12 protein-coding genes are annotated in these 12938 nt (G+C 61.2%); 10 read left to right on the forward strand and 2 right to left on the reverse strand.

Features of this window, described 5'->3' with window-relative positions; all coding sequences use genetic code 11:
- Positions 1-56 precede the first annotated feature (56 nt).
- From E8E75_RS00730 to guaD, 3 genes are all read left to right on the forward strand, one after another.
- The gene (locus E8E75_RS00730; protein WP_153917083.1) at positions 57-206 is read left to right on the forward strand and encodes a hypothetical protein; all 150 of its coding nucleotides are present in this window, start codon (positions 57-59) and stop codon (positions 204-206) included.
- Positions 203-1036 carry a xanthine dehydrogenase accessory protein XdhC gene (gene xdhC / locus E8E75_RS00735; protein ID WP_120651851.1) on the forward strand — a complete coding sequence of 278 codons (834 nt, stop codon included), beginning with the start codon at positions 203-205 and terminating at the stop codon, positions 1034-1036. Before E8E75_RS00730 ends, xdhC begins: the two co-directional genes overlap by 4 nt.
- 134 nt (positions 1037-1170) lie before the next feature.
- Entirely contained in the window at positions 1171-2478 is a 1308-nt protein-coding gene (gene guaD, locus E8E75_RS00740; protein ID WP_120651852.1) for a guanine deaminase, read from the forward strand.
- Between the two features lie 204 nt (positions 2479-2682).
- On the opposite strand, the gene E8E75_RS00745 is transcribed toward guaD, so the two are convergent.
- On the reverse strand, positions 2683-3453 hold the full coding sequence (locus tag E8E75_RS00745; protein WP_120651853.1) for a GntR family transcriptional regulator: 771 nt from the start codon (positions 3451-3453) through the stop codon (positions 2683-2685).
- Between the two features lie 614 nt (positions 3454-4067).
- On the opposite strand from E8E75_RS00745, the gene E8E75_RS00750 reads away from it, so the two are divergent.
- Positions 4068-5417, forward strand: coding sequence for an NCS2 family permease (locus E8E75_RS00750; RefSeq protein ID WP_120651854.1), 1350 nt, complete (start codon positions 4068-4070; stop codon positions 5415-5417).
- Between the two features lie 564 nt (positions 5418-5981).
- On the opposite strand, the gene uraH is transcribed toward E8E75_RS00750, so the two are convergent.
- Entirely contained in the window at positions 5982-6335 is a 354-nt protein-coding gene (uraH, locus tag E8E75_RS00755) for a hydroxyisourate hydrolase (RefSeq protein WP_120655236.1), read from the reverse strand.
- Between the two features lie 425 nt (positions 6336-6760).
- Between uraH and puuE the strand changes: the two genes are divergently transcribed.
- The 6 genes from puuE to E8E75_RS00785 all read left to right on the forward strand — a co-directional run bounded on the left by puuE (position 6761) and on the right by E8E75_RS00785 (position 12803).
- Complete coding sequence (gene puuE / locus E8E75_RS00760; RefSeq protein WP_280357722.1) at positions 6761-7690, forward strand: allantoinase PuuE; 930 nt, start codon at positions 6761-6763, stop codon at positions 7688-7690.
- The gene (uraD, locus tag E8E75_RS00765) at positions 7687-8202 is read left to right on the forward strand and encodes a 2-oxo-4-hydroxy-4-carboxy-5-ureidoimidazoline decarboxylase (protein ID WP_120651856.1); all 516 of its coding nucleotides are present in this window, start codon (positions 7687-7689) and stop codon (positions 8200-8202) included. The genes puuE and uraD overlap by 4 nt, the downstream gene beginning before the upstream one ends.
- A gap of 161 nt (positions 8203-8363) precedes the next feature.
- Positions 8364-8867, forward strand: a complete 504-nt coding sequence (locus tag E8E75_RS00770; protein WP_120651857.1) for an ureidoglycolate lyase — start codon at positions 8364-8366, stop codon at positions 8865-8867.
- A gap of 53 nt (positions 8868-8920) precedes the next feature.
- A complete protein-coding gene (locus E8E75_RS00775) occupies positions 8921-10198 on the forward strand; it encodes a urate hydroxylase PuuD (RefSeq protein ID WP_120651858.1) in 1278 nt (425 codons plus the stop codon).
- A 239-nt stretch (positions 10199-10437) separates the two neighbouring features.
- Positions 10438-11784: a nucleobase:cation symporter-2 family protein gene (locus E8E75_RS00780; protein ID WP_120651859.1), complete on the forward strand. Its 1347-nt coding sequence runs from the start codon at positions 10438-10440 to the stop codon at positions 11782-11784.
- Positions 11785-11951: 167 nt separating this feature from the next.
- On the forward strand, positions 11952-12803 hold the full coding sequence (locus E8E75_RS00785) for a nucleoside-binding protein (RefSeq protein WP_153917085.1): 852 nt from the start codon (positions 11952-11954) through the stop codon (positions 12801-12803).
- Positions 12804-12938 lie beyond the last annotated feature (135 nt).

The following is a 12938-nucleotide window of genomic DNA, read 5'->3' on the forward strand; positions in this document are numbered from 1 at the left end:
GGCGAAAGCGATTCGCCAGCAAGCTGGCTCCTACATAGAAAAAACGGTGCAGAACAATGACAACATCCACCGATCAAACGAAGACCAAACAGCAGGACGGCGATGCCGTGCTGCTGGAAACGCTGCCGGCCCCGGTTCGTCCCAAGGACGACTGGAGGCTGTCGCGGACCACCAGGCCACTGCGTAGCTGGAGACTGAGCAAATGAGCTGGATCAGCGCCCTCGCCGACCTTCAGCACCGTGGTGAACCCTGCGTGCTGGTGACCATCATCGAAGAGCGTGGCTCGACTCCGCGCAACGCCGGCTCGAAGATGGTCGTCACCGCCGAGCGGATCTTCGAGACCATCGGTGGCGGTCATCTCGAGTTCAAGGCGATGGAGATCGCCCGCGAGATGCTCGAGAATCGCAGCCAGGACACGCGCCTGGAGCGCTTCAGCCTGGGCGCCAGCCTCGGCCAATGCTGCGGTGGCGCCACCGTACTGTTGTTCGAACCCATGGGCCAGCCCCAGGCACATATCGCCGTATTCGGCGCCGGCCATGTCGGCCGTGCGCTGGTTCCGCTGCTTGCCAGCCTGCCCTGCAAAGTGCGCTGGATCGACTCGCGGGAAAACGAATTCCCCGAGCAGATTCCGTCTGGCGTGGAGAAAGTGGTCAACGAGGAAGTGATCGACGAGATCGACGAGATGCCCAAGGGCAGCTACTTCATCGTCATGACACACAACCACCAACTGGACCTTGAACTGACCGCCGAGATCCTCAAGCGCGATGACTTCGCCTACTTTGGCCTGATCGGCTCGAAGACCAAGCGCGTCAAGTTCGAGCATCGGCTGCGCGAACGCGGCTTCGCCGCCGAAACCATGCAACGCATGCGCTGCCCGATGGGCATACAAGAGGTCAAAGGCAAACTGCCGGTGGAGATCGCCATATCGATCGCCGGAGAAGTCGTCGCCACCTATAACGCCAACTTCGGTGCCGAAGTGAAGAAAGGCGAAACGGTCGCCAAGCTGGTCCCCGCCTCGCGCCGGGAACAGGCCTGAAATTTTCCTTCGCCCATCGGGAGAAGGTGACGCGTAATGCCGGGTAGGGGGAGCCGCGTGACAAGGCGCCCCCTACTCCGGCCCCTCCCTCAGGCGAGAACGCAAGAATCGCAACGCTAACGAACGAGACTGACATGACCAGCCACGTAACCGCCTACCGCTCCGCCATCCTGCACAGCATCGCCGACCCCGCCCTGGTCGGCGTCGAGCAGTCCTATCAGTATTTCGAGGACGGCCTGCTGGTGGTGGAAGACGGCCGCATCAAGGCCCTGGGCGACGCCAAGTCCATGCTGCCGGGCCTGGACGCCGGCGTCGAGGTGCACGAGTACCGCGATGCCCTGATCACTCCCGGCTTTATCGATACCCACATCCACTTCCCGCAGACCGGCATGATCGCCTCCTACGGCGAGCAACTGCTGGACTGGCTGAACACCTACACCTTCCCCACCGAGAAACAGTTCGCCGACAAGGCCCATGCCGCTGACGTCGCCGGCATTTTCATCAAGGAACTGCTGCGCAACGGCACTACCACTGCGCTGGTGTTCGGCACCGTGCACAAGGAATCGGTGGACGCCTTCTTCGAGGCTGCGCAAGCGCTCGACCTGCGGATGATCGCCGGCAAGGTGCTGATGGACCGCAATGCCCCGGACTACCTCACCGACACCGCCGAGTCCGGCTACGCCGACAGCAAGGAGCTGATCGAGCGCTGGCACGGCAAGGGCCGACTGCACTATGCGGTAACCCCGCGCTTCGCCCCCACCAGCACCCCGGAGCAATTGGAGCTGGCCGGCAAGCTGTACGCTGAGTACCCGGGCCTGTACATGCACACCCACTTGTCCGAGAACCGCAAGGAAATCGAATGGGTCAAGGAGCTGTTCCCCGAGCGCAAGGGCTACCTCGATGTGTATGACCATTACAAGCTGATAGGCCAGCGCTCGGTGTTCGCCCACGGCGTGCATCTCTGCGACGACGAGTGCAAACGATTGGCGGAAACCGGCTCGGCAGTAGCTTTCTGCCCCACCTCCAACATGTTCCTCGGCAGCGGCTTGTTCGACCTGCAGAAACTCGAAGAGCACGGCGTACGTGTGGGACTGGGCACCGATGTCGGCGCCGGCACCAGCTTCTCCCAGCTGCAGTCACTGAACGAGGCCTACAAGGTTATGCAGCTCCAGGGCAAGAAGCTCGACCCGTTCAAATCCCTCTACCTGGCCACTCTGGGTGGCGCCCGCTCGCTCTACCTAGACGACAAGATCGGCAACTTCCAGGCCGGCAAGGACGCGGATTTCGTGGTCCTCGACTACAAGGCCACCCCGCTGCTGGATTACCGCATGCAGCAGGCCCGGAGCCTTCCGGAAAAGCTGTTTGCCCTGACCATCCTCGGTGACGACCGTACCGTGAAGGAAACCTTTGCAGCCGGCCGCAGCGTGCATCAACGCAGCTGAGGGGCAGCGCGATGAGAGAACCTCGCTTCGGCGGGGTTTTCTTTTGGGCTCCGGATTCGCGAATGAATTCGCTCTCCAACAGCGTGGCATTGGCGCGTAATCCTGTAGCGAATTCATTCGCGACGAAAACGGCACAATTCATTGCCCGCCAGCCCCCAAAACAAAAAGCCCCGCATCTGCGGGGCTTTCTTTTCCGAGCCGGAATCAGGCGCTGCGGGGCGTGCCGCGACCGGGCTTCTTCTTGGTCTGCAACAGGTGCGAGAACACCGCGTGCAGGTCGTCCGAAGCACCGCTTTCGTCCAGGTTCAGCTTGTCGTCGATGTGATCCATGTGATGCATCATCAGCATCACGGCGCGCTCTGCGTCGCGGGACTCGATAGCGTCGATCAGGCGATTGTGTTCATCAAAGGAACAGTGCGAACGACTGCCACTTTCGTACTGGGCAATGATGAGCGAGGTCTGGGACACGAGGCTGCGCTGGAAGCTCACCAGCGGGGCGTTCTTCGCCGCCTCGGCCAGTTTCAGGTGGAACTCGCCGGAAAGACGGATACCGGCGCCACGATCACCACGGGAGAAGCAGGCCTGCTCCTCGAGGACCATTTGCCGCAGTTCCTGCAATTGCTCGGCAGTGGCGTGCTCTACCGCGAGCTCGGTGATGGCACGCTCCACCAGACGGCGGGCGTAGAAAATCTGCCGGGCTTCCTCGACGCTGGGACTGGCCACTACGGCGCCACGATTCGGCCGCAGCAGCACTACGCCTTCATGGGCGAGTCGCGAGAGGGCACGACGGATGATCGTGCGGCTGACGCCGAAAATCTCTCCCAAGGCTTCTTCGCTCAGCTTGGTACCGGGCGCGAGGCGCTGCTCGAGAATGGCATCGAAAATATGTGCGTAGACGATGTCGTCCTGGGTGCCGCTGCGGGTGCTTTTGGCGGTGCGCGGCTGCTTCTTGAGTGGCTGCAACTGTTCGTTCATGGGGGCTCGCGTCAAAGGGGGTCGGCGGTCTTCCAGGGCCCTTTTTGCCCCTTTCCGCCGGGCTGAACGGGTGGATCAGCGAGGGAAATCAGGGAAAAAGCGAATGATATTGTACACAATCATCGCACCTTGAACAGTTTCGCCGCAGCTCGAACCCCATTCCTGACCGGTTGCACAGGTTTTTCCAGCAGTTCTCGATTTGCGTGTCGAGGATCGGCTAGAGCCTCAATACAGCGGTTTCCCTACATTTTTTTGTCATAAGCACGTCTCGCACGGTGCCATTTCGTGCTTTCGACGCCATCGTCAGGCAGCCATCCCTCATTCGAAAATTCTCATAACTCTTTGTTTTTAAACGACTTGATTAGTTCGTTAGGCTGCAAATTGTCGCAACAAAACCTAACCAATGAGTCAGCTTTACGGATTGGTGCGTTTTTTCGAACATTGAAAACATTATTTGTTTTTTTTGTATACAAAGGCATAATCGCGCCGTGACTTCCTGACCCAGCGGTCAAGTATTGGAGGAAGTGCACCACTCACGCCATCCGCCTCAGTTAGTCCGGAGCCAACTCCAGGCTCTGGGTGAACAAAACAAAAGAGATGAGGAGTACCACGCTGTGGAAAGCATCAAACAACAAGAACAAGGAACGTACGCCGCAACACCGCCCGCCAACGGTCTGCTTGAACGTCTATTCAAGCTCAGCCTTCACGGCACCACCGTGAAGACCGAACTGGCTGCCGGACTGACCACCTTCATCACCATGGCCTACATCATTTTCGTCAACCCGAACATCATGGCCGATGCCGGGATCGATCATGGCGCAGCCTTCGTTGCCACCTGCCTTGCCGCAGCCTTCGGTTGCCTCCTCATGGGCCTCTATGCCAACTGGCCGGTAGGCCTCGCCCCGGGCATGGGCCTGAACGCCTTCTTCACCTACACCGTCGTCAACACCATGGGCTACAGCTGGCAAATCGCCCTCGGGGCGGTGTTCCTCTCCGGCGTGCTGTTCATGATCCTGACCTTCTCGCGCATTCGTGAATGGCTGCTGAACAGCATTCCGAGCAGCCTGCGATTTGCCATGGGCGCGGGTGTCGGCCTGTTCCTCGGGCTGATCGGCCTGAAGACCGCCGGCATCGTCGTCGCCCATCCGGCGACCCTGGTGCACATCGGCGACCTGACCTCCCCCGGTCCGCTGCTGGCCGCCATCTGCTTCCTGATGATCGCCGTACTGGAGTACCGCCGCGTGTTCGGCGGCATCCTGATCAGCATCCTCACCGTTACCCTGATCGGTGTTGGCCTGGGCATCGTCAAGTTCGGCGGCGTGTTCTCCATGCCCCCGAGCCTGGCCCCGACCTTCATGGCCATGGACATCACCGGCGCGTTCAATGTGACCATGGTGAGCGTGATCCTCGCCTTCCTCTTCGTACACATGTTCGACACCGCCGGCACCCTGATGGGTGTGGCCCAACGTGCCAACCTGGTGCAGGAAGACGGGCGCATCGAGAACCTCTCCCGGGCCATGAAGGCGGACAGTGCCTCCAGCGTGTTCGGTGGCGTGCTCGGTGTGCCGCCGGTGACCAGCTACGTGGAAAGTGCCGCAGGCGTGGCCGCTGGTGGCCGCACCGGCCTGACCGCCGTGACAGTGGGCATCCTGTTCGTCGCCGCCATGTTCTTCGCGCCCCTGGCCGGCATGATCCCCGCCTACGCCACCGCGGGTGCCCTGATCTACGTTGCGATGCTGATGATGGGCGGCATGGCCCACATCGACTGGAAGGAACACACCGAGACCATCCCGGCCATCGTCACTGTGATCATGATGCCGCTGACCTTCTCGGTCGCCGACGGCATCGCCCTGGGCTTCGTGACCTACGTGGCAATGAAGGCCTTCACCGGCAAGTACAAGGATGTGTCGGTGAGCCTGTATGCGCTGTGCGCCATCTTCGTGGCCAAGTTCATCTTCCTGTAATCACAGGCACCGCTTCACCAGGCCCTGTCGCTCTGCGCCAGGGCCTTTTCATTTGTATAGAGAAGGCGCAGTCATGTGCCAGCTACCCTACTCGCTACCCCCCGATACTTCCCGTAGGAGCGAGCTCTGCTCGCGAACAGTTCGAGCGCGAGCCGTGTATGACGAGCGCGCTCCTGCAGGGCAATCGATAGCGCGACCAAAGGGGACTCATGCAGCGCCATCCCGGAGTGCTGGCTTCCAGAGCTCGACGCGGGACCGCCGCGTTGTCTGACGGCGACGGAGCGAAGCGATTTACGACCACTGGCCAACAACATGCCAGTTGCCGTCTAGACTCTTCCCTGATCCGACATTCGCCCATGCACCTGCGCAGCCCCCTTCGGGGCTGGCGCACCGCTTCTGTCTTGTCGTTTATTGCTCCCTTGCGCATCTCCCCGTGATGCGCTTAAGCCCGGCCTTGTGCCGGGCTTTTTTTTTACGCCGCAGTTTCTTGCAGGCATAAAAAAGGCCCGCAGTGTGAACGGGCCGTAAAGACTCCAGTGAGTCGAGGGTAACGAGAAAGGTGAACTAGCTACCGCGGTAGGTGGAGTAGCTATAGGGGGAGATCAGCAGCGGGACGTGGTAGTGATCCTGCTCGGAGGAAATGCCGAAGCGCAGGACGACCACATCCAGGAAAGCCGGCTCGGCCAGCTTCACGCCACGGGCGCGGTAATAGTCGCCAGCGTGAAAATGGATCTGGTAGACGCCGCTCTGGTAATCGGCACCCTGCAGCAGGGGCGCGTCGCAGCGGCCATCATCGTTGGTAGTGGTAGTGGCAACCAGCTCCAGGCCTGCGCTCTCGACGCGGTAGAGCTCGATCTTGATGTCACGGCCAGGGCAGCCGTGGGCGGCATCCAGTACATGCGTGGTCAAACGTCCCATTGCTCGCTGGGCGTCCACCGGGCCGTTGCTCTGGCCGCGATCGGAACGCCACACCTCCTCTGTTTGTTCATATAGGTGCGTGGTCAGGGGCCTAGGCCCCTGTACGGTGCGCAGAATAACATGCGCCCCACAGAATGTAAGACATAAATCAAAAAAATTGTACACAATAATAACATCAAATTCGGATCAACCATTGCCGATCCGCGCTAGCAGGGGATTTTCATGTAGCCACCGTCCTCTGGGCCTTTGCTCCTCGACACCTGACCATATGGGCAGGTTTCTTGCTACCACCCCGGTTGACGAATTCAGCGAATTTTTGATTTACAAAACGCATGACAGTTTGTATACAATCACCCCATCCACGGTCGCGCACCACTTTCCCGGGCTGTCGCTGATCGATTCAACAGACGAGAAGGAAGACTGCAGTGAGCGCTGAGTACCCACGCGACCTGATCGGTTACGGCAACAACCCACCCCATCCGCACTGGCCTGGCGAAGCCCGCATCGCCCTGTCCTTCGTTCTCAACTACGAAGAAGGCGGTGAGCGCAACGTGCTCCATGGCGACAAGGAATCCGAAGCCTTCCTGTCCGAAATGGTGGCAGCCCAACCGTTGCAGGGCGTGCGCAACATGAGCATGGAATCCCTCTACGAGTACGGCAGCCGCGCTGGCGTCTGGCGCCTGCTTAACCTGTTCAAGAAACACGACATCCCGCTGACCATCTTCGCCGTGGCGATGGCTGCCCAGCGTCATCCGGATGTGATCCGCGCCATGGTCGAGGCCGGCCACGAGATCTGCAGCCACGGCTATCGCTGGATCGACTACCAGTACATGGACGAGGCCCAGGAGCGCGAACACATGCTCGAGGCCATCCGCATTCTCACCGAACTGACCGGTGAACGCCCGGTAGGCTGGTACACCGGCCGCACTGGCCCGAACACCCGTCGCCTGGTGATGGAGGAAGGCGGCTTCCTCTACGACTCCGACACCTACGACGACGACCTGCCCTACTGGGACGCCGCCAGCACCGCGGAAAAACCGCACCTGGTCATTCCCTACACCCTGGACACCAACGACATGCGATTCACCCAGGTGCAGGGTTTCAACAAGGGCGATGACTTCTTCGAATACCTCAAGGATGCCTTCGACGTGCTCTACGCAGAAGGTGCCGCCGGCGCGCCGAAGATGCTGTCCATCGGCATGCACTGCCGCCTGCTGGGCCGTCCGGCGCGCCTCGCGTCCCTGGCACGCTTCATCGACTACGTGAAAGGCTTCGATCAAGTCTGGTTCGCCCGCCGCGCCGACATCGCACGCCACTGGCACGCCACCCACCCTTTCAAAGAGCAAGCGAAATGAGCCGCTTCCAGACCCTGACTCCATCCAGCCTGTCCCGCGATGCCTTCGTAGAAGCCTTCGCCGACATCTATGAGCACTCGCCCTGGGTCGCCGAGAAAGCCTTCGACCTCGGCCGGGACGACCGCATCAACGAAATCGATGGCCTGCACCAGCGCATGGCCGACCTGTTGCTCAGTGCCAGCCATGAAGCCCAGCTGGCGCTGATCAACGCTCACCCGGACCTGGCCGGCAAGGCAGCGGTCCGAGGCGAGCTGACCGAAGCCAGCACCAGCGAACAGGCCGGTGCCGGAATCCACGAATGCACGGCTGAAGAGTTCGCACGCTTCACCGAGCTGAACGACGCCTACAAGGCCAAGTTCGGGTTTCCTTTCATCATGGCGGTGAAAGGCAGCAATCGGCACCAGATCCTGGCGGCCTTCGAGGAGCGAATCCACAACTCTCCCGAAGCCGAATTCTCCAGGGCGCTGGCCGAGATCAACAAGATCGCGCTGTTCCGCCTGCAGCAAATGTAAGCCGCAGTCGCACCGCCCCTATTCAAGACCGGGCAGGCCACGGCCCGCCCATCGGCTCTCCGCCGCAGAGTAGAGCCAGGGGGGAGGATGGAATCACCACCTCCCCTACCGGCCCCTCCCTCTCGGGGGATGGGAACCAGCAACGAACAAGTAGAACAGCCATGCGAACCCTGAAGATCGAGCCCCTGACCAAAGAAGCCTTCGCCCCGTTCGGAGATGTGATCGAAACCGATGGCAGCGAGTACTTCATGATCAACAACGGCTCCACCCGCCGTTATCACAAGCTGGCGACGGTCGAAACCGCCCAGCCGGAAGACAAGGCAATCATCAGCATCTTCAGTGCCGAATCCCTTGAGATGCCTCTGCGCATCCGCATGCTGGAACGACATCCGCAGGGCAGCCAGGCCTTCATTCCGCTGCTCGGCAACTCCTTTCTGGTCGTGGTCGCGCCACTTGGCGATGTACCTGTACCGGGTTTGGTCCGTGCCTTCCTCTCCAATGGCAGGCAGGGCGTTAATTACCATCGCGGCGTCTGGCACCACCCGGTGCTGACGATCGAAAAGCGGGATGACTTCCTGGTGGTTGATCGCAGCGGTTCTGGCAACAACTGCGATGAGCATTTCTTCACTGAGGACGAGCAGCTCCTCCTCGACCCCCACCACTAATAAGAGAAGCCCAATGATCAGCGTGCTGGTCAGCGGGAAAAGAGGTAAACACTGTGGAAGCACATTTGACCGAATGGCTGAACCTGAGCATTCGCTGGGTTCACATGATCACCGGTATCGCCTGGATCGGCGCATCCTTCTATTTCGTCTGGCTGGAGAACAACCTGAATCGCGCCAATCCGCGCGACGGTCTGTCGGGTGACCTCTGGGCCATCCACGGTGGCGGCATCTACCACCTGGAGAAATACAAGCTCGCTCCGCCGAAAATGCCGGACAACCTGCACTGGTTCAAATGGGAAGCCTATTTCACCTGGTTGTCGGGCGTCGCCCTGCTGACCGTGGTGTTCTATATGAACCCGACCCTGTACCTGATCGCACCCGGCGTGGACATCGCCCCGGCTGCCGCCGTCGCCATCGGCATCGGCTCGCTGATCGCTGGCTGGTTCATCTACGACTTCCTCTGCGACTCGCCGCTGGGCAAGACCCCTGCCCTGCTCGGCCTCGTCCTGTTCCTGCTGGTGATCGGCGCTGCCTGGGGCTTCACCCATGTGTTCAGCGGCCGTGGCTCCTACATCCATGTCGGCGCCCTGATCGGCACCATCATGGTCGGCAACGTGTTCCGCATCATTATGCCCGCACAGCGCGCCCTGGTTAAGGCCATCGAAGAAAACCGCACCCCGGACCCGGTCCTGCCGGCCAAGGGCCTGTTGCGTTCGCGCCACAACAACTACTTCACCCTGCCGGTGCTGTTCATCATGATCAGCAACCACTTCCCGAGCACCTACGGCAGCCAGTACAACTGGCTGATCCTGGCCGGGATCGCGGTGATCGCGGTACTGGTGCGCCACTACTTCAACACCCGCCACGACAGCAACAAGTTCGCCTGGACCCTGCCGGCCGGTGCCCTGGGCATGATCTGCCTGGCGTTCGTCACCGCGCCGAACTACAAGGCCGCCGAACCGAGCCTGGCTGTTGAGCCGGCCCATCAGGAACAAGCCGCTCCCACCACCAGCACCGCCGCCGCTCCTGCACAACCGGCTGAAAAACCGGCCCAGGCCAGCACTACCGGCAATGACTTCGGCAAGGTCCACAGCGTGATCCAGGAACGTTGCGCCGTCTGCCACTCCGCCAAGCCCAGCAGCCCGATGTTCACCTCGGCGCCGGGCGGCGTGATGCTCGACACCCCGCAACAGATCCAGATGCTCGCACCGAAGATCCAGGCTCAGGCAGTCGCCAGCCAGATCATGCCGCTGGGCAACATCACTCAGATGACCCAGGAAGAGCGTGACTTGATCGGCCGCTGGATCGCCCAGGGCGCCAAGACCAACTGAGCAACGGCGAGGTTCCTGATAACCCGGGACCTCGCGCACGACCACGGCGGGTGATGCCCCAAGCTTTACCCGCTTTCAAGCCTGCCCCCAGGCGGGCTTTTTTTCTTCCTCGCAGTACCCGCACGACCCCGGCCGGGAGTCACCCTCCCGGCTTGCAACATGAATACCCCGGCAGGCCGCCCCCACGAGGTGCTGCATTGCCAAGCGACTTACAAGAACAAAAGCGCCCGAGGTGTTGCATGACCACTCCGACAGAGCGAGAAATCGCCCTTTCGCCCGCTGACCAGCGCCTGCCCCTGATGCAATTGCTGCTTGTCGGCTTCCAGCATGTCCTGCTTATGTACGGTGGCGCCGTTGCCGTGCCCCTGATCGTCGGCCAGGCCGCCGGCCTCTCCCGTGAAGAAATCGCCTTCCTGATCAACGCCGACCTGCTGGTCGCCGGTATCGCCACCATCGTCCAGTCCATCGGCATCGGCCCGGTCGGTATCCGCATGCCGGTGATGATGGGCGCCAGCTTCGCTGCCGTTGGCAGCATGGTGGTGATGGCCGGAATGCCCGGCGTCGGTATCCAGGGGATTTTCGGTGCCACCATCGCTGCGGGTTTCTTCGGCCTGCTGCTCGCCCCCTTCATGTCACGCATCGTGCGTTTCTTTCCGCCCCTGGTGACCGGCACCGTGATCACCTCCATCGGCCTCACGCTCTTCCCGGTAGCAGTCAACTGGGCCGGCGGCGGTAACGCGGCAACCCATTTCGGTGCCCTGGAATACCTCTCCATCGCCGCTCTGGTGCTGGGGACGATCCTGCTGGTAAACCGTTTCCTCAAGGGCTTCTGGGTCAATGTCTCGGTACTGATCGGCATGGCCCTGGGTTATGCCCTTGCCGGCGCCTGCGGGATGGTCGACCTGAACGGGCTGGAGGAAACGCCCTGGTTCCAGCTCGTGGAACCCATGCACTTCGGCATGCCGAAGTTCGAGCTGGCCTCAGTGCTGTCGATGTGTCTGGTGGTGGTGATCATCTTCGTCGAGTCCACCGGCATGTTCCTGGCCCTGGGCAAGATCACCGGTCGCGAAGTCTGTCCCAATGCCCTGCGCCGTGGCCTGATGTGCGACGCCGGCGCCTCCTTCCTGGCGGGCTTCTTCAACACCTTCACCCATTCTTCGTTCGCCCAGAACATCGGCCTGGTGCAGATGACGGGTGTACGCAGTCGCTACGTGACGGTCGCCGCCGGTGCCTTCCTGATCGGCCTCAGCCTGCTGCCGAAAGCCGCCTTCCTGGTCGCATCGATCCCGCCTGCGGTACTGGGTGGTGCCGGTCTGGCGATGTTCGGCATGGTGGCCGCTACCGGCATCAAGATCCTTCACGAGGCGGACATCAGCGACCGGAGAAACCAACTGCTCGTCGCGGTGAGCATGGGCATGGGCATGGCACCGGTGGTACGCCCCGAGCTCTTCGCCCAACTTCCCCACTGGATGGAGCCCATCACGCACAGCGGCATCGCCATGGCCACTGTCAGTGCCCTCACCCTGAACCTGCTGTTCAACATCCTGGGTGAAAAGGAACGTAGCCGGCACTGCGCTGCGCACTGAATTTGCTCCCATCCGGCTGTCCCCATGAGGTGCAGCCGGAACTCCAAAGCCCGCCTACCCGGCGGGCTCTTTTAACCCTAACCCCGGTGACGGCCGCGTTCGCGCGCTGCCGTTAAGGACAGGTCTTTTCCGCTTTCAGCTCAACAACAAAAAGAAGGAGTACCCGAATGCGTCGTTACACCAGCCTGGCGCTTGGCGCCGCCTTGTTGGCCACTGGCCAGACCGGCTTCGCCGCCGAGGACGGCAAGATCTTCGAATGGATGAACAACAGCGTTGGTTTCCGCTATGGCCAGCAGTTCACCAACCCGAACAACCCGAACAAGTTCGCCAAACGCATCTACAGCTTTACCCACGCCGATGGTTACAAATACGGCAGCAACTTCTTCAACCTGGATGTGTTTCTCTCCGACAGCCGCGACCCGCGCAAAGGCACCGATCATGGCGGCAGTGAGGTCTACGCGGTTTATCGTCACCAGCTATACGCTTCACGGGTGTTCGACCAGCCGCTGGGCACGGGTCTGATCAAGGACTACGCCGTCACCTTCGGCTTCGACGCCAACCGCAACAACAACCTGGCCTCGGCCAATAAGCGAGCCCTGGTGTTCGGCCCGACGCTCAAGTTCAACGGCGCCGCCGTTCTCGACCTGAGCCTGATGTACTACCGCGAGAAGAACCACTCGGGCATCCCCAGCGCCAAGCATCCTGACCACACTTTCGACGCCACCTACATGGTCAACCTGACCTGGCTCAAGCCTTTCCAGCTCGGCGACCACGACGCCAAGTTCCAGGGATTCGTCAACTACGTCGGCGAAAAGGGCGAAGACTACTTCGACAAGGACACGGCCCCGGAGACCCTTATGCGTACCTCGCTCATGGTCGCCGCGATGCCCGGCGCCAAGCGCAAGCCGAACCTGTGGCTGGGTGTCGGCTACGAGTATTGGCACAACAAGTTCGGCGTCGACGGTGGGCGTGGCAGCCGCACCTCGACGCCGACGGTGAATCTGGAATTCACTTTCTGAACCGAGTCTCGCCGTAAGGCGTTCAATCCCCTTTGCGACCCGGAGGGAGGCCAGTCGCCGTGAGGGCCAGTTGATTCGCGACGGGCTGTACAGCGGCTCCCGGTCCGTTACACCGGGAAATCCGCAGACCCGCAT

The organism is Pseudomonas sp. BN606 (assembly GCF_029873115.1).
Taxonomy (GTDB): Bacteria; Pseudomonadota; Gammaproteobacteria; order Pseudomonadales; family Pseudomonadaceae; genus Metapseudomonas.

Bases quoted from the DNA above. Each gene is read 5' to 3' on its own strand.
- E8E75_RS00730 (WP_153917083.1), top strand. From the start codon at position 57: ATGACAACATCCACCGATCAAACGAAGACCAAACAGCAGGACGGCGAT.
- xdhC (WP_120651851.1), top strand. From the start codon at position 203: ATGAGCTGGATCAGCGCCCTCGCCGACCTTCAGCACCGTGGTGAACCC.
- guaD (WP_120651852.1), top strand. From the start codon at position 1,171: ATGACCAGCCACGTAACCGCCTACCGCTCCGCCATCCTGCACAGCATC.
- E8E75_RS00745 (WP_120651853.1), bottom strand. From the start codon at position 3,453: ATGAACGAACAGTTGCAGCCACTCAAGAAGCAGCCGCGCACCGCCAAA.
- uraH (WP_120655236.1), bottom strand. From the start codon at position 6,335: ATGGGACGTTTGACCACGCATGTACTGGATGCCGCCCACGGCTGCCCT.
- uraD (WP_120651856.1), top strand. From the start codon at position 7,687: ATGAGCCGCTTCCAGACCCTGACTCCATCCAGCCTGTCCCGCGATGCC.
- E8E75_RS00770 (WP_120651857.1), top strand. From the start codon at position 8,364: ATGCGAACCCTGAAGATCGAGCCCCTGACCAAAGAAGCCTTCGCCCCG.
- E8E75_RS00780 (WP_120651859.1), top strand. From the start codon at position 10,438: ATGACCACTCCGACAGAGCGAGAAATCGCCCTTTCGCCCGCTGACCAG.
- E8E75_RS00785 (WP_153917085.1), top strand. From the start codon at position 11,952: ATGCGTCGTTACACCAGCCTGGCGCTTGGCGCCGCCTTGTTGGCCACT.